Source organism: Agrococcus sp. GCM10030265 (assembly GCF_042666675.1).
In the GTDB taxonomy this organism is placed as follows: Bacteria; Actinomycetota; Actinomycetes; order Actinomycetales; family Microbacteriaceae; genus Agrococcus.
The window spans coordinates 238998-255819 of record NZ_JBHTCZ010000004.1; the positions used below are offsets into that span (position 1 = coordinate 238998).

General features: G+C 74.5%; 13 protein-coding genes. 1 reads left to right on the top strand and 12 read right to left on the bottom strand.

Annotated features, from left to right (window positions below):
* Window positions 1-4: 4 nt before the first annotated feature.
* The 3 genes from ACFQPP_RS12855 to ACFQPP_RS12865 all read right to left on the bottom strand — a co-directional run bounded on the left by ACFQPP_RS12855 (window position 5) and on the right by ACFQPP_RS12865 (window position 3453).
* Window positions 5-997: an LCP family protein gene (locus ACFQPP_RS12855; RefSeq protein ID WP_376917035.1), complete on the bottom strand. Its 993-nt coding sequence runs from the start codon at window positions 995-997 to the stop codon at window positions 5-7.
* Window positions 994-2127: a GNAT family N-acetyltransferase gene (locus ACFQPP_RS12860; RefSeq protein ID WP_376917036.1), complete on the bottom strand. Its 1134-nt coding sequence runs from the start codon at window positions 2125-2127 to the stop codon at window positions 994-996. Before ACFQPP_RS12860 ends, ACFQPP_RS12855 begins: the two co-directional genes overlap by 4 nt.
* Window positions 2128-2412: 285 nt before the next feature.
* Window positions 2413-3453, bottom strand: a complete 1041-nt coding sequence (locus ACFQPP_RS12865) for an LCP family protein (RefSeq protein WP_376917037.1) — start codon at window positions 3451-3453, stop codon at window positions 2413-2415.
* A 172-nt stretch (window positions 3454-3625) separates the two neighbouring features.
* Here ACFQPP_RS12865 and ACFQPP_RS12870 point away from each other — a divergent pair, with 172 nt between their 5' ends.
* Complete coding sequence (locus ACFQPP_RS12870) at window positions 3626-3985, top strand: Lsr2 family protein (RefSeq protein WP_376917038.1); 360 nt, start codon at window positions 3626-3628, stop codon at window positions 3983-3985.
* 22 nt (window positions 3986-4007) lie between these two features.
* Here the strand turns inward: ACFQPP_RS12870 and ACFQPP_RS12875 are convergent, their stop codons facing one another.
* The 9 genes from ACFQPP_RS12875 to hrpA all read right to left on the bottom strand — a co-directional run bounded on the left by ACFQPP_RS12875 (window position 4008) and on the right by hrpA (window position 16805).
* The gene (locus tag ACFQPP_RS12875) at window positions 4008-5276 is read right to left on the bottom strand and encodes an aminoglycoside phosphotransferase (RefSeq protein WP_376917039.1); all 1269 of its coding nucleotides are present in this window, start codon (window positions 5274-5276) and stop codon (window positions 4008-4010) included.
* A 53-nt stretch (window positions 5277-5329) separates the two neighbouring features.
* The gene (locus tag ACFQPP_RS12880) at window positions 5330-6595 is read right to left on the bottom strand and encodes a trypsin-like serine protease (RefSeq protein ID WP_376917040.1); all 1266 of its coding nucleotides are present in this window, start codon (window positions 6593-6595) and stop codon (window positions 5330-5332) included.
* Between the two features lie 4 nt (window positions 6596-6599).
* The gene (locus ACFQPP_RS12885; protein ID WP_376917041.1) at window positions 6600-7493 is read right to left on the bottom strand and encodes a DUF4349 domain-containing protein; all 894 of its coding nucleotides are present in this window, start codon (window positions 7491-7493) and stop codon (window positions 6600-6602) included.
* 169 nt (window positions 7494-7662) lie between these two features.
* A complete protein-coding gene (locus ACFQPP_RS12890; RefSeq protein ID WP_376917042.1) occupies window positions 7663-8622 on the bottom strand; it encodes a TetR/AcrR family transcriptional regulator in 960 nt (319 codons plus the stop codon).
* Window positions 8619-9434, bottom strand: a complete 816-nt coding sequence (locus ACFQPP_RS12895; RefSeq protein WP_376917043.1) for an aldo/keto reductase — start codon at window positions 9432-9434, stop codon at window positions 8619-8621. The genes ACFQPP_RS12890 and ACFQPP_RS12895 overlap by 4 nt, the downstream gene beginning before the upstream one ends.
* Window positions 9435-9490: 56 nt before the next feature.
* Window positions 9491-10693, bottom strand: a complete 1203-nt coding sequence (locus ACFQPP_RS12900) for an MFS transporter (protein WP_376917044.1) — start codon at window positions 10691-10693, stop codon at window positions 9491-9493.
* Window positions 10694-10980: 287 nt separating this feature from the next.
* Window positions 10981-11718 (bottom strand): SDR family NAD(P)-dependent oxidoreductase, encoded by a 738-nt coding sequence (locus ACFQPP_RS12905; protein ID WP_376917045.1) that lies wholly within the window; start codon window positions 11716-11718, stop codon window positions 10981-10983.
* Window positions 11719-11776: 58 nt separating this feature from the next.
* Window positions 11777-12937, bottom strand: coding sequence for a thiolase family protein (locus ACFQPP_RS12910; protein ID WP_376917046.1), 1161 nt, complete (start codon window positions 12935-12937; stop codon window positions 11777-11779).
* Window positions 12938-13061: 124 nt separating this feature from the next.
* The gene (hrpA, locus tag ACFQPP_RS12915; RefSeq protein WP_376917047.1) at window positions 13062-16805 is read right to left on the bottom strand and encodes an ATP-dependent RNA helicase HrpA; all 3744 of its coding nucleotides are present in this window, start codon (window positions 16803-16805) and stop codon (window positions 13062-13064) included.
* Window positions 16806-16822 lie beyond the last annotated feature (17 nt).

Consider the following 16822-nt stretch of genomic DNA (forward strand, 5'->3'; position numbering starts at 1 on the left):
GGCGCTACCGCTCCGCCGGCGGGACGAAGCCCGTCATCGACGGCTGCTGCAGCGCGTCGCGCACCACCGCGATGCCCTCGCCGTCGGGCAGCACGACCGACTGCCCGGCGATCGTCGCGGTGCCGGCCGTCGGCAGCGTGAACGACGCGACGTCGGAGGTGCCCGCGGCGGCGAGCTGGGCGGCGAGCGTCACGGCGGCCCGGGTCGTGAGCCCGTCGGTGGCGGCGACGTGGGGTGCGACCGCCTCGACGACGCCTGCGACGACCCACGGGGCCAGGGCGACGCGCGGCTGCAGCATCGCCTCGAGCAGCCCTCGCAGGTAGGCCTGCTGGTTGCGCACCCGCTGGTAGTCGCCGTCCGGGAAGGCGTACCGCTCGCGGACGTAGGGGAGGGCGTCGGCCCCCGTGAGGGTGATGGGCCCCCGCTCGTAGCGGACGCCGGCCGCGGTGAACGCGACCTCGTTCTGCACCGTCACGCCACCGACCGCGTCGGTGAGGTCGGCGAACCCGGCGAAGTCGACGATCACGACGTCGTCGATGCGCTGGCCGAGCAGCGACTCGACGACCTGCACGAGCAGCGGCACCCCGCCGTACGCGAGGGCGGCGTTCACCCTGCCCTCGCCGTGCCCGGCGATCGGCACCCACAGGTCGCGCATGATCGAGATGACCTGCACGCTCGCCCGGTCGGCGGGCACGTGCACGAGCAGCAGCGCGTCGGCGCGGTCGCCGAGGCTCGTGAGCAGCGACGCACCCTCGTCGCGGGTGTCGCTGCCGACGAGCAGGTAGGTGCGCGGCGCGGGCTCCTCCGGCGGATGCGGCGCCGGTCGCGTCGACTCGCTGGGGAACGCGTCGGGCACGCGCTCGATGCCGTCGACCGCCGTGTCGACCCGCGTCACGAGCGTGCCGACGACGGCGACGAGCGCCGTGGCCGCGAGTATCAGGAGGGCGGCGGCGATGCGGCGGGGCGAGCGCAGCGGGCGCGGGCGGGCGGGCGTCACGCGCGCACCTCCTCGGCGGTCGCGCCTGCACCCGTGGTGCCGCGGTAGGCGGGGAACGACGACGACGCGAGGCCTGCGCTCAGCCTCGCCTCCTCGGCGGGGTCGAGCACGAGCCGCAGCGTGCGGAACGCGCGGACGGCCGTGGGGGCGAAGGCGCGCTTGTAGCGCTCGATGCCGTCGCCCGGCGAGGCGCCGCCCCCGAGCACGAGGTCACGCAGGCCCCGCTCTCGGCACCAGCGCACGATGGCGAGCTTCAGCAGCTCGTTCGGTCGGCTCGCGAACGCCCGCTCGTCGGTGCCGCCGAGGAACGAGTAGGCGTGCACGTCGGAGTGCAGCACGAGCTCGCTCGACACGACGACGCCGTCGAGCGTCGCGTGGGCGTAGGCGAAGCCTCCGGCGAGCTCGCGATGGATGCGCTCGAAGAAGGCGTCGTCGAAGCGGTACGAGGCGCTCGCCTGCCGCCGATCCATGGTGCGGGCGTAGATGCGCGCGAACTCGTCGTGGGCGTCGGCGCCGTCCGTCACGTGGACGCGGACGCCGGCGGCGATGGCGCGCCGCACGTTCTTGCGCACCTTCCTGTCCGCGTCGGCGAGCACGGCGGCGTCGTCGGCGAGCACCGATCGCACGACGGTGACGCCGTGCGCGACCGTCGCCGCCTCGGGCGGTGCGACGACCTCGTCGTCGAACGGATGCACGCGGCCGAACGCCGTCACCACGCGGTGCCGCAACCCCCACGCCGTGAACGATCCCCAGAAGGCGGGCTGCCGACCCGGGGAGGTCGGCGTGCGGTATGGGCCGCCGTAGCCGTACGGTCCCGTCGCGTCGAGCAGGCCGTCGGTGCCGGGGATGCGCCGCAGCCGCAGCGGCAGCAGCACCCCCGTGTCGGAGACGAGGGCGCAGACGCGGTCGCCGGGCTCGGCGAGCAGCTCGCCGAAGCCGGGGTGCGCGAACGGCTCGCGGCCGAGCGCCCGCCACCGCCGCAGCCAGACGGCGCGATCGAGGGGAGCCGCGGCGTCGAGCGCGCGGATGCCGGCGCTCGTCGCGATCGGCTCGCGCCACGGCCACATCGGCGTCGTCCGCGGCGCGACCGTCGTCGTCGCGGCGGGGGAGTCCATTGGATCGAGCACCACGATGTCCCCTTCGTGATCGTCCCGACCGTCGATCCCTCAGGTCTCTGAGTGATGCTCAGGTCGAGTGCGAGTGGGGTCACGATGGCACTCGTAGGGCGCTACGTCAGCAGCAGGGTACAAAGCGGGGCATCTGCCCCGTCGAGGGCCCCCGAAAGCATGCGATGGAAAGGGGACGCCGTCCCCCGGGTCGTGCACGTCGGGCGTCCAGCGCCCTCGCCGACGCCGTCGAGCGGCAGCGCATCCTCATCGACGGTGCGGATGGGCGCCGGGCGCGCCGGGGTGTCGCTACGGCGCGGTGGTGACGGGTGCCGGGGGCGTGAAGTCGGTCATCGAGGCCTCGTCGAAGGCGTCGCGCACGAGCTGCAGCGCCGCGTCGTCGACGAGCACGACCGACTCGGTGCCCATGGTGCCCACGCCCGTCGTGGGCATCGTGAAGGTGCGCACGTCCGGGATGCCGGCGCCGACGAACCCCGTCGCGATGCCGAGCACGCCCGTCGTCGACAGCCCATCCGTCGTCGCCATGTACGGCGCCATCACCTCGACGAGGTCGGCGACGGCGAGCGGGTTGGCGACGACCGACGGCTCGAGCAGCGCGGCCAGCAGCCCGCGCATGTAGGCCTGCTGGTTGCGCACGCGCTGATAGTCGCCGTCGGTGAACGCATGGCGCTCGCGCACGAAGTCGAGCGCCTCGGCGCCCGTGAGCGTGATCTCGCCGGCCTCGAACGAATGCACGGGGCCCGAGTGCCCGGCCGAGAATGCGATCTCGTTCTGCACGGTCACGCCGCCGAGCGCATCCGTGAGGCCCTCGAATCCCGCGAAGTCGATGATGGCGACGTCGTCGATGCGCTGGTCGATGAGCTGCTCGATCGTGGCGACCATGAGCGGCACGCCGCCGTACGAGAGCGCCGCGTTGACCTTCGACATGCCGTAGCCGGGGATGTCGACCCACGAGTCGCGCATGATCGACATGACCTGCACGGTCTCGCGGTCGCTCGGCACGTGCACGAGCAGGATGGTGTCGGCGCGATCGCCGATGGCGTCGAGCAGCGAGTCGGTCGAGCCGCGGGCGTCGCTGCCGAGCAGCAGGTAGTTGAGCGGCGCCGCCTCCTCGCCGTCGTGCGCCTCCGGGCGCAGCGAGTCGTCGGGGAACGCATCCTCGACGACCTCGACGTCGGACGACGACGACTGCAGGCGCAGCGCGAGCACGCCGGCGGCGGCGACGAGCGCGAGGACGAGCGTCGCGGCGATGCCGACGACGACCTTGCGCCGTCGCGACCACGGCCTCCGCGCTCGTCTGCCGGTGGTCCGCTCGTCGCTCGATGCCATCCCGCGAGCCTAGGTGGGCATCCTGTGCCCGAGCCCGCCTGCGCATGGGAGGCCCATTCCGCGGGCTGGGATGCGGAATGCCGAGATCGGTGCGAATCGGAAATGCGCAGGCATTTCGACGACATGCCAATTCCGTGCGCATTTCCACCCGCATGGGGAATAGCATTCGACCATGGCTAGGAAGACCATCGTCGAGATCGTCGACGACATCAGCGGAGAGCCGCTCGCAGACGGCGCCGGACGCACCGTCTCGTTCTCGTTCGACGGCGCGCAGTACGAGATCGACCTCACCCACGGGCACGCGGAGGAGCTGCGCGACGCCCTCGAGCCGTGGATCGCGGCGGCGCGCCGCGTGAGCGGCACGACACGCGCGAGCTCGGGCTCGGGCGCCTCCCGATCGGGTCGCTCGGGATCGTCGCGCGCCTCGAAGGACGTGCAGGCCATCCGCGAGTGGGCGGCCGAGCACGGCTTCCAGGTCGCGACGCGCGGCCGCATCCCCGCGAACGTCGTCGAGGCGTACGAGGCGCGCTGAGCCGCGACCGGCTGCGGGCGCCTCAGCCCAGCAGTCGCTCGAGGGCGCCGCGCGGGATCGGCAGCCACTCGGGGCGGCTGCGCACCTCGTAGACCACCTCGTAGAGCGCCTTGTCGACGAGCAGCGCACGGATGAGCGCCGCATCGCCCTCGCCGCGCACCGTGCGGTAGCCGGCGAGGAACGCGTCCTCGGTCTCGCCCGCCCACGCCGCGGCGCGGGCGACGTCGACGCCCGTCTCGATGGCGGCCGAGCCCGCTGCGTAGTCGAACGACCGCAGCATGCCGGCGACGTCGCGCTCGGTCGGCTCCGGCAGCAGCCGCTCGGCGAGCGGCCGCAGCGGCTCGCCCTCGAAGTCGAGCAGCAGGTACCCGCGCCCCGGCTGCCGCAGCATCTGGCCGAGGTGCAGGTCGCCGTGGATGCGCTGCACGAGCCCCACCCGCACGTCGTCGAGCGTCGCGACGTGCGCGTCGATCGCGGCGTCGAGGTGCGCGAGCGCGCCACGCGACTCGCGGCGCGCCCATGCGACGCGCTCGCGCAGCGTCGCGACGAACGCATCCGACGTCGCCCGGTCGGCGCCGCGGGCGCCCAGGGTCTCGGCGAGCGCGACGTGCACCTCGGCGACGGCGCGACCGAGGTCGGCGACGTCGAGGTCGTCGCGCGCCTCGCCCCGCAGGGCGCGCACGGCGTCGTCGCGCACGAGCGTCCACGCGTCGTCGGCACCCGCGACGAACTCCGACACCGCCGCGAGGCCGCCGGAGCGCGCGACGCCGTCGTGCGTCCACGTCGCATGCGTCGCGGCCACGAGCGCCGGGACGCGCGTGCTGCGCGCTCGCGTCAACGCACCCGTCACCGCGACGTCGGGATGCTCGCCGTCGTCGACGACGCGGAAGACCTTCGCGATCCACGCGGGCTCCGCGTCGCCGATCACGGACGTGTTCGACTGCTCGCCCGTGATGACGCGGACGCCGGATGCGTGCGGCACGACGCCCTCGACCTCCACGCCGGGCGACGGGCGCAGCAGCGCCTGCAGCGCCTCCGCGTCGTGCGTCGCATCCACGAGCCATCGCTCGCCGACGCGCCCGATCGGCGCGTCGCCGGGCTCGTCGCGCACGGCGACGGGCACCTGCAGCGTCGCGTCGCCCGCGCGCACGAGCGCGATGGCGACGTCCTCGCCGACGGGGAGCAGCGCCTCCATCGTCATCGTGACGTCGGCACCCTTCAGCGGGTACCAGCGCCGCTCGGGCGCCCAGGCGGCGATGGCGGCGAGCGTCGTCTCGGGGTCGATCGGCATGCATCCACCCTTGCGAGCCGCGGGCGCCTCGGCAAGGGGGCGACGCGGGCGCGTCAGAGCGTGACGGCGCGCAGCTGCACGCCGGGCAGGACGCGCATGAGGTCGGCGATCGGCGCGACGTAGCCGAGCGGCGAGCATCGCGCACCCGCCGTCTGCAGGCGCACGCCGCTGACGACGCCCGCGGCCTGCACGGTGCCCGACGAGCCCCAGGCGTAGACGGGGCCGCCCGAGTCGCCGAGGCAGAAGGCGTCGCCCGACGTCGCCGAGACGCGCACGATGTCGACGCACTGCGCGCCACCCGTCGCGAGCGAGTAGCACGCGACGCCCGGGCCCGTCACCTGCAGGTTGCACGCGTTGCCCGACGTCGTGCCCGACCGGCACAGGCCCATGCCCGTCGGCAGCGTGCGCAGCCAGCCGCTCACCGTGAGCGCCGAGCTGTCGCTCGTGTAGATGTCGGCACGGTTGCGCACGTCGAGGTCGAGCCGCGCGAGCTGCAGGTCGTACGACTGGGCGCCGCGCACGAGGATGTCGGCGCCCGTCGTGATGCCGAGGCGCGTGCCCCCGGAGGAGAGCACCTGCAGGCCGTCCTGCCAGTTGCTGCAGTGCGCGGCGGTCACGAAGTGCTGCAGGTGGCCGGAGACGGCCTGGAACCCGCTCGTGCACCACTGGTTGGCGCCGGAGGGGAGGCGCGTCGCGTACGTGGAGCCGCCCAGCAGATCCTGCACGTCGCCGCGGCGCGCCGTGGTGTCCGGCACCTCGTCGACGGGCTCGACGGCGACGTCGATCGCGTCGCCCGTCGCATCCGCCACGGCCTGCTCGATCGCCGCGACGCCCGCCGCGTCGAGCGGCAGCGCCTCGACGCCCGCTGCGGCTGCGGCCTCGGGCGTCGGCACGGCGACGGTGACCGACTCGCCGTCGACCTCGAACGTCACGGGTGCCTCGGCCGGCAGCGACGCCGCGGCGTCGAGCAGCCCGGCCGTGATCGCCTCCGCGCTCTGCTGCTGCGCCACCACGTCGACCGCGATGCCCTCGCCCGCGTCGCTCACGAGGGCGTCGACCTCGGCGGGCACGTCGCCGACCCAGCCGATGGTCACGGCACCCGTCGCCGGGTCGATCGCCGTCGAGCCCAGTCGGGACTCGGGCTGCAGCGCATCCCAGCGCGCGACCTCGTCGAGCAGCGCGAGCTGCTGCAGCTGCGTCGCCTGGGGATCCTGCATCGGAAGCGGCGTCGTCGGCGTCGCGGCTGCCGCGACGGGCGCCACGAGGGGCGCGACGAGCACGACGGCAGCCAGGGCCACCCACTGGGATCCACGTCTCACGCGGTCATGCTAGATGCGACGCGCCATCCCCCGCGGGAGGCGCGCTGGGGGACGCGGCGCGGCGGCGCGCCCGACGCGCCACGAGCACGATCGCGGCGACGAGGAGCGCGACCACCGCGAGCCACGGGATGGCGGCGCCGACGCCGACGAGCAGCGCGGCGCCGGCGGCGGCGAGCGACGACCACCCGGCCAGCAGCCCGTCGACGAAGGTCGCGGGCGGCGCGGGCTCGACGGCGTCGGATGCGATGGCGACCGTGATGGTCGACAGGGCCACCTGGCCCGCGAGCGCGGCCTGCTGCGCGAGCAGCGACTCGAGCTCGCTCGTGCGTGCCGTGAGCTGCGCCTCGATCTCGAGCAGCGTGCCCGTGTCGGCTGCCGTCGACAGCAGCGTCGTGAGGCGCTCGACCGATGCGCGCGTCGACGCGACGCGCACGTCGAGGTCGCGCACCTGCTGCGAGACGTCGACGCTCGACACGTCGACGTCGCGGACGTCGCCGAGGTCGCGCAGATCGTCGAGCAGCGCCTCGACGGCGTCGGCGGGCACGCGCAGCGCGAGCTCGGCGCGCTCGGGCACGTCGCCCGCTCCCGCCGACTCCGTGCGCGACGACACCTCGCCGCCCGCGTCGGTCGCGAGCGCGGCGGCGGCGTCGGCGGCCTCCACGGGCGCGTCGGCGACGAGCGACACCCGGCCGGTGACGACGACCGCCTGGTCGACCGCGTCCGCTGCGGGCTGCCCCGCGACCTCGAGGCCGTCGGAGGCCTGCACGTCGGGGGCTGCGCCCTGCGCGGGCACGGGCTGGGGAGCGGACTCGGCGCCGGCGAGCCCGACGGTCGTCGGCGCGCAGCCGGCGAGCAGCAGGGTCGCGGCGATCGCGGCGACGGGGACGATGGTGCGCATGCTCGCACGGTAGGCCGCGGCGTGCGCGCGGCGCAGCCCAACCGCGTCGACCACTCGCACGTCCACGCCGGACTCGCGCCGGCCGCGTCGCACCGTCGCGCGCCCGCGAGGCCCTCGTGCGCGCCGGTCGGCCGCAGCGAGCGCGGGCTCCCGCGCCCGTCGGCCACGCTCAGGCGCGCTTGCGCGCCTTCGCCTCGGCCTTCTCCTGCGCCCTCGCCTCGCGCTCGCGTGCCCGCTCCTCGGCGGCCGCCTCGCGCTCGATCGCCCGCTCGGCGACCTTCTGCGCCTCGCGCCGCGCCTCCGCGAGCCGCGCCTCCGCCTCGCGGACGGCCTTCATCGCATCCTTGACCTTCCGGTCGCGCACGACGGCTGGCGGGATGCGGTCGATGGCCGCGTCGTCGCGCCCGCCGCTCTCGAGCCACGCCTGCACGCCGTCGAGCAGTCGGTTGAGGCCGAAGAAGAAGGCCCGATCCCTGCCTGTGAGCGGCTCGTCGAAGATGCCGGCGTGCACCGCGTCCGCGAGGTTCGGGAAGCGGTCGGTCGTGACGAGCTCGCGCAGCGCCGCGCGCACGTCGGCGTCGACCTCGGTCTCGTGCCCCGCCTCGCCGAACAGGCCGATGTAGCCCATGAGCAGCAGCGCGATCGACACCTTCGCGTCGTCGGGCAGGCGCAGGTCGCTCATCGCGCCGACCGCGCCGTCCAGGATCGCGAGGCGGTTGGGCGTCGTCGGCGTCGCCGACGGCGGCATGCTCGACAGCCACGGATGCGCCTGGTAGCCGGCGCGCACGTACGTCGCCCACGTGCGCACGCGCGTGCGCCAGTCGCCGTCGGAGGGCGGCGTCTGGATCTCGGAGGCCGCGTCGACCATGAGCAGCAGCAGGTCGTCCTTGCCGGTGACGTAGCGGTAGAGCGACATGGGGGTGAAGCCGAGGGCCGTCGCGACACGGCCCATGCTCACGGCATCGAGGCCGTCGGCGTCGGCGATGACGATCGCGGCGTCGACGATGCGCTCCGTCGACAGCTCGCGCTTGGGCCCGCGCTGCGGCAGCTCGGCGACGCCCCACGCGATCGCGACGGCGTGGGGGAGCAGCGGCGCGCCCGCCACGGGCGTCGTCGCCGGCTGGCTCACGGTCGATCCTCGGGTGCCGTGCCCGTGCGCACGCCCGACTCCAGCGCGGCGATGCGCGCCATGGCGTCGTCGGACAGCGGCGCGATCTCGACGAGGTTCTCGGCGAGACGGCGCGCGTGCGTCGACTTCGGCACCGCGGCGCCGCCGAGCTGCAGATGCCACCGCAGCACGACCTGCGCGGGCGTCGCATCCACCTCGTCGGCGATCGCGACGAGCGTCGGCTCGTCGAGCAGGCGGCCGCGGCCGAGCGGGCTCCACGCCTGCGTGACGATGCCGTGCCGCGCGTGGAAGGCGCGCAGCGCGTGCTGCGGCAGCCACGGATGCGACTCGACCTGGTTGACGACCGGCCATTCGCCCGTCTCGTCGAACAGCCGCTGCAGCTCGGCCTCGCCGAAGCTCGCCACCGCGATCCAGCGCACGCGGCCCTCGTCGCGCAGCGTCTGGAACGCGCGCCACGTCTCGACGTAGGTGCCGCGCGGGGCGCGCGGCCAGTGCATCATGTAGCCGTCGACGACGTCGAGCCCGATGCGCTCCTCGCTCGCGGCGAAGTCGGCGAGCGCCGCATCGTACGACTGCTCGGGATCGCCCCAGAACTTCGTGACCACCTGCACGGCGTCGCGCATGCCGTGCTCGCGCACCGCGGCGCCCATCTCGGCCTCGTTGCCGTACATGGCGGCGCCGTCGACGAGCCGGTATCCGGCGCCCAGGCCGTCGGCGACGACGCGGCCGGTCTCGGCGGGCGGCACCTTGTAGAGACCCAGCCCGATCGCGGGGATGCTCGAGCCGTCGAGCAGGGGCAGCTGGGCGACCATGCACCCCATCCTGGCAGCGATGCCCTCCACGGCGGCTGCGCCGTGGCCGCCGGGGGTCAGCGGGGCAGCTCGACCGGTGCGGTCTCGGGCGGCTCGCCGATGCCCTCCGAGAGATCCGGCTGCCGGTGGCGCAGCACCCACGCGACGAGCGCGGCGGCCGACGCGAGCACGAACGCCACGGCGAAGCCGCCGAGCGGCCCCTGCCAGTCGATGAGGATGCCGGCGGCCGCCGAGCCGACGGCCGCGCCGATCAGCTGGCCGGAGCCGATCCATCCGTACGCCTCGGGGGTGTCCGAGAAGCGCACCGTCGCCGCGACGATCGACGACATGGCGGACAGCGCCGGCGCGATGCCGATGCCCGCGACGAAGAACATGAGCGCGAGCCACCAGAAGTCGAGCATGACGCACGCGAGGCCGAAGCCCGCGGCGCACACCGCGATGCGGATCGCGAGCGAGCGGCGGCGGATGGTGACGCCGCCGAGCGCGAGGCCGCCGACGAGCGAGCCGAACGCGTTGGCCGCGATGACGAGCCCCGCCTCGAAGCCGTCGTGCCCGAAGACCGACACGACCGCGGCCTCCGACGCCGCGAAGCCGCCGATGAGCAGCATGCCCGTGACGACCACGAGCACGACGGGCACCTTGCGCAGCACGCCGCCGATGCGCCGCGCCGACGGCGGGATGCGCATGCGCCCCACCTCGGGGGAGGCGACGAACCACAGCCCTCCGAGCAGCTGCACGCCCGCCGCCACGACGAGGCCCTCCACCGTGCCGACCTGCGTCGACACGAACGTGATCGCGACGGGGCCGACGACCCAGATGATCTCCTGCAGCGTCGCGTCGAGGCTGAACAGGCGCGACAGCATGCGCTGCGTCACCATCGTCGGGTAGAGCGTGCGCACCGCGGGCGTGATGGGCGGCATCGCGAGCCCGGCGAGGGCGCCGACGGCCGTCATGGCGGCGAGCGACAGCGGCACGAGCGCGATGACGAGCACGCTCGACGCGGCGACGGCGAGGGTGAGCAGCAGCACGGGGCGCGTGCCCCAGCGCCCCATCCACCGCGTCGTGAGCGGGCCTGCGACGCCCTGGCCGATCGAGAGCGCTGCGAGCACGAGGCCGGCGGCTGCGTACGAGTCGAACGTGCGCTCGACGTGCAGCAGCAGCCCGAGCGAGTACATGCCCTGCGGGAAGCGGGCGACGAGCTGCGCCGCCATGATGCGTGCGACGCCGGGTGTCGTCAGTACCTCCCCGTACGCACGCATGTCGAGAGCCTACTCGTCTCCTGTCCGCCTCCTGTGCGCCGGCTCCGCCCCGCTGGCGCCGCCCCGCCCGCGCGCTCCACCCCGCGCCGCCCCGCCCGCGCCGCCCGTGCCGCCTACCCCACCCCATGCCTCGACTGGTCGCTCGTTGGGGGTGACTGGTCGCTCGTGGGGGGTGACTGGTCGCTCGTGGGGGGTGACTGGTCGCTCGTGGGGGGTGACTGGTCGCTCGTGGGGCCGACGAGCGACCGGTCGCCCCCGACGAGCGACCAGTCGATGACCCGTGCGGGTCAGCGCGGCGCCATGCGGATCGCCCCGTCGAGGCGGATCGTCTCGCCGTTGAGCATCGGATTCTCGACGACGTGCCGCACGAGCGCCGCGTACTCGGCGGGGTCGCCGAGGCGCGACGGATGCGGGATCTGCTCGGCGAGCGACGCCTGCGCCGCCTCGGGCAGCCCGGACATCATGGGGGTCGCGAAGATGCCCGGCGCGATCGTCATCACACGGATGCGGCTGCGTGCGAGCTCGCGCGCGAGCGGCAGCGTCATGGCCGCGACGCCGCCCTTCGACGCCGAGTAGGCCGCCTGCCCGACCTGGCCGTCGAACGCCGCCACCGACGCCGTGTGCACGAGCACGCCGCGCTCCTCGCCCACGGGCTCGGTCTCCTGCATGCGCGCCGCCGCGAGCCGGGCGACGTTGAACGTGCCGACGAGGTTCACGGCGATGACGCGAGAGAAGCGCTCGAGCGGCAACGGCCCATCCTTGCCCACGGTGCGCTCGGCGGTCGCGACGCCCGCGCACTGCACGACGATGCGCAGCGGCGCAGCGTCGCTCGCCGCATCCACCGCCCGCTGCACCTGGTCGCCGTCCGTCACGTCGGTCTCGACGTAGCGGACGCCCTCGTCGTCGCCCGCGCGCATGTCGGCGACGACGACGTGGGCGCCCGCATCCCGCAGCAAGCGCGCCGTGGCGGCGCCGAGTCCGCTCGCGCCGCCCGTGACGAGCGCGCTGGTGCCTGCGATGTCCATGGATCCTCCTCGTGGGTGGGTGGGTCGATCGACGCGGCGCCGGTGGGCGGCGAGCCGGTCAGAGCCGTTCGACGAGGGTCGCGTTGGCCATGCCGCCGCCCTCGCACATCGTCTGCAGGCCCAGGCGCGAGCCCGAGCGCTCGAGGCCGTGCACGAGCGTCGCCATGATGCGCGTGCCGCTCGACCCGAGCGCATGGCCCAGCGCGATCGCGCCGCCGCGGGCGTTGAGGCGATCGCCGTCGCCGCCGATCGCGGCGAGCCATGCGAGCGGGATGGAGGCGAAGGCCTCGTTGACCTCGACGAGGTCGACGTCCTCGATGCGCAGGCGGGCACGGGCGAGGATGCGCTCGGTGGCGGGGATGACGCCCGAGAGCATCTCGACGGGGTCGGAGCCGACGACGACGGAGTCGACGATGCGCACGCGCGGCGCGAGGCCGTGGCGTGCCGCGAACGCCTCGCTCGTCACGAGCACGGCGGAGGCGCCGTCGGTGAGCGGCGACGCGTTGCCCGCCGTCACCGACCACGCGAGGCCCGGGTGCCGGGCGGCGAGCGCGTCGGAGCGGAACGCGGGCTGCAGGCCGGCGAGGCCCTCGATGCTCGTCGCGGGGCGGATCGTCTCGTCGATCGCATGCTCGCCCGCGATGCCGGCGACGGGCAGGATCTCGTCGCCCCAGTCGATCGCGGCGGCTCGGGCGTGGCTGCGGGCGGCGTACTCGTCCTGCGCGTCGCGTCCGATGCGGTATCGCGCGGCGACCAGCTCGGCGGCGACACCCTGATGCGTGAGGCCGGGGAGGCGGGCGTGCACCTGCGCGGGGATCGGGTCGGCTCCGGCGGCCGCGGAGCCGATGGGATGGGTCGACATGAGCTCGACGCCGCACGCGACGACGCACTCGGCGAGCCCGGACGCGATGGCAGCGTGGGCGAAGTGGATGGCCTGCTGGCTCGAGCCGCACTGCCGGTCGATCGTCGTGCCCGGCACCGTGACGGGGAGGCCTGCGGCGAGCGCTGCCGAGCGTGCGACGTTCTGGCTCTGCCTGCCGACCTGGGTGACGCATCCCGCGTACACGTCGTCGACGAGCACCGGGTCGATGCCGGCGCGGGCGACGAGCTCGGCGATGACCGTGCCGAGGAGGGCTGCGGGATGCCACGCGGACAGCGCACCGCCGGGCTTGCCCCGGCCCGATGCGGTGCGCAGGACGTCGACGATGACGGCGCTCACGCATCCAACCTATCCGCGTCAGCCCCGCCGCCCACGCCTCTGCCCTCCGAGTTCCTCGGAGGCTCTCGGCCGCTTGCGAGGTCGAAGGCGGCCGAAGACCACTCGAGGATCCAGCGGAGGCGCGTCAGGGCTGCGCGAGCGCCCTGCGGATGCGCTGCACCGAGATGGGGCCGCGGGCACCGAGCGTCTGCGCGAAGAGGCTGACGCGCAGCTCCTCGACCATCCACCTCGCCTCCACGAGCCGCTGGGGCGCCGAGGAGGGGAGGGGGATGCTGCCGCCTGCGGCCCGCAGGGCGTCGATCGCCTGCTGCACCTCGGCCATCCACTGCACGTCGCGATGCGCCGTCTCGGGCAGCCGCCGCACCCGGTGCTCGACGGCCTTCACGTGCACGGGCAGCCGTGCGAGGCGCGTCGCGCCCGTCGCCACGACGAAGCCGTCGTGCACGAGCCCGTCGAGCGTCGCGCGCGCGTCGGCGAGCTGCGCCATGTACGCGAGCGACGACACGTCGCGGATCGCGGCATCCGCTGCGCGCGCGGCCGTCAGCACGGCGGCGACGCGCGCCGTGACGTCGAACATGCGCTCGACGAGCCCGAGCGACACGGCCGTGCGGATGCGCGCGAAGTCCTGCGCCGAGCGCACGGGGCCGCCGAGCGCGAGCTCCTCGTCGACGATGGCGAGCAGCACGTCGTCGAAGAGCCGCGCCGTCGACGGGTAGGGGGATGCGCCGAGCGCGAGCCGCTCGGCGTTCGACAGGTTCGCCTGCACGTACGACTGCGGCGACTGCACGGCGTCGGCGAGCATGCGGCGCGTGGCGGCATGCTCGGCGGCGTCGCGCTCGGCCTCGGTCGAGAAGAGCGCGACGTCGACGCGGCCCCCCTTCGCGAGCCGATGCCCCGGGTAGGCGCGCACGGTGCCCTGCCCCTGGCGCACGTCGACGTGGCGGGGCACGTCGCCGACGAATCCGTCGACGCCCGTGCGCTCGATGTCGTGCGACACGGCCGCGGCGACCTCGACGGTCGCTCGCTGCGCGAGCCGCGCCTGCAGCGCCGCCAGGTCGCGGCCCGCCCCGAGCACCGTGCCCTTCGCGCCCTCGACGACGAATCGCGGCAGCAGGTGCCCGGGCACGCGCGCCCAGTCGACGTCCGACGCATCCGCGGGCGTGTGCGCCACCGATCGGATGCGGTCGGCGAGCACCTGGGCGATCGACGCATCCGTCGGCTCGGCGGGCAGGTCGGCGAGCATCGTGCGCGCCCAGTCGCCCGCCGGGACGACGTGGCGGCGCACGTGCTTCGGCAGCGCCTTGATCATCGCGGTGAGCAGCTCCTCGCGCATGCCGGGCACGAGCCAGTCGAAGCCGGCCGGGGTGAGGCGCGGCAGCAGCGCGATGGGCACGTGCACCGTGAGGCCGTCGTCGTCCGCACCGGGCTCGAAGCGGTACGACAGGCGCAGCGTCTGATCGCCCTGCCGCCAGGTCGTGGGGTACTCGTCCTCGGCCGGGCCGTCCTCGCGCCCGAGGAGGTCGTCGCGCGTGAACGTCAGCAGGTCGGGCGTCGCGGTGCGCGCATCGCGCCACCACCGCTGGAAGGCGCGCGCGTCGGTGACGTGCATGGGGATGCGGGCGTCGTAGAGCTCGACGATGCGCTCGTCGTCGAGCAGCAGGTCGCGGCGGCGCTGCCGCTCCTCGAGCCGCTCGATCTCGGCGATGAGGGCGCGGTTGGCGTCGAGGAACCGCTCGCGCACCTGCCACTCGCCGGCGACGAGGCCGTGGCGGATGAGGAGGTCGCGCGCGAGCACGGGGTCGACGCGTGCGAGCTGGATGCGCCGCTGCGGCACGATCGGCACGCCGTAGAGCGTGACGCGCTCGGTCGCGATCGCCGAGCCGCCACGCTTCGACCAGCGCGGCTCGAACCACTGCCGCTTCACGAGGTCGCCGGCGAGCGGCTCGGCCCACGCGGGGTCGATGCCCGCGACGACGCGCGCGAAGAGCCGCGACGTCTCGACGAGCTCGGCCGCCATGACCGCCTGCGGCTGCTTCTTCGACAGCGTCGAGGAGGGGTGCACGTGGAAGCGGGTGCCGCGCCCGCCGACGAAGTCGCGTCGCTCGGCGTCGCGCACGCCGATCTGGCTGAGGAGGCCTGCGAGGAGCGCCTTGTGGATCTCGGTCGCGCTCGTCGAGAACGGCTCGGCGCTCGTCTCGTGATCGCGACCGCCCCGCGCGGGCTGCGCATCCCTCGGCAGCGAGCGCTCGAGCTGCCGCACGACGTCCTGCCATTCGCGCACGCGGAGGAAGTTGAGGTGCTCGTCGCGGCACATGCGCCGGAACTGGTTGCCCGAGCGCTGCCGCTGCTGCTCGCGCAGGTAGCGCCACAGGTTCAGCAACGACACGAAGTCGCTCGTCGGGTCGGCGAAGCGCGCGTGCAGCTGGTCGGCGCGCGCACGATGCTCGAGCGGTCGCTCGCGCGGATCCTGGATCGACAGCGCCGCGACGATGGGGATGACGGCGTCGGCGACGCCCGCATCCACCCCCGCGAGCACCATGCGCGCGAACCGCGGATCGACGGGGAGGCGCGAGATGCCGCGACCGATGCGGGTGACGGCGCCCGAGCGCTCGATGGCCTGCAGCTCGCGCAGCAGGTCGGTGCCGTCGGCGATCGCGCGCCGCTCGGGCGGCTGCAGGAACGGGAAGTCCTCGAGCGGGCCGAGCCCGAGCGTCGCGGCCTGCAGGATGACGGAGGCGAGGTTCGTGCGCAGGATCTCGGGATCGGTGAACGCGGGCCGCCTCGCGAGGTCGTCCTCGGCGTAGAGGCGGATGGCGATGCCGGGCGCGACGCGGCCCGCGCGACCGGAGCGCTGGTTCGCCGACGCCTGGCTGATGGCCTCGATCGGGAGGCGCTGCACCTTCGCCCGCGTGGAGTAGCGCGAGATGCGGGCCGTGCCGGTGTCGACGACGTTGCGGATGCCCGGCACCGTGAGGCTCGTCTCGGCGACGTTCGTCGCGAGCACGACGCGCCGCCGCACGCCCGCGGGGCGCCGCTCGAACACGCGATGCTGCTCGGCGGCCGAGAGCCGCCCGTAGAGCGGCAGGATCTCGACGCCGGCGCCGAGCCTGCCGGCGAGGGCGTCCTGCGCATCCCGGATCTCGGCCTCGCCCGAGAGGAACACGAGCACGTCGCCCTCGTCGTCGCGCCAGATCTCCTGGATCGCGTCGTGGATGCCGTCGATCGGGTCGACGTCGTCGTGCGCGTCGTCGTCGTCGCCGTCGTCTGCCATCGCCTCGCGCGTGAGCGGCCGGTAGCGCACGTCGACGCCGTACGTGCGGCCCGAGACCTCGATGATCGGCGCGCCGCCGAAGTGCCGCGAGAACGACTCCGGGTCGATCGTCGCGCTCGTGATGACGACGCGCAGGTCGGGCCTGCGGGGGAGGAGGCGCTGCAGGTAGCCGATGAGGAAGTCGATCGTGAGCGAGCGCTCGTGCGCCTCGTCGATGATGATCGTGTCGTACTGGCGCAGGTCGGGGTCGCGGTGGATGCGGTTCAGCAGCACGCCGTCGGTCATGACGGCGACCTTCGTGGCCGAGCTGACCTTGTCGGTGAAGCGCACCTGGTAGCCGACCTCGGCGCCGAGCTCGACCTGCAGCTCGTCGGCGACGCGCTCGGCGATCGTGCGCGCGGCGATGCGGCGCGGCTGCGTGTGGGCGATGGCGGCGCGGCCGAGGTCGAGGCAGATCTTCGGCAGCTGGGTCGACTTGCCGGAGCCCGTCTCGCCCGCGACGATGACGACCTGGTGCGCCGCGATGGCGGCCGCGATCTCGTCGCGGCGCGCGGAGACCGGCAGCTCGGCCGGGTAGGCGATGTGCATCCCCACCATCCTCTCGCGTCGCGCGC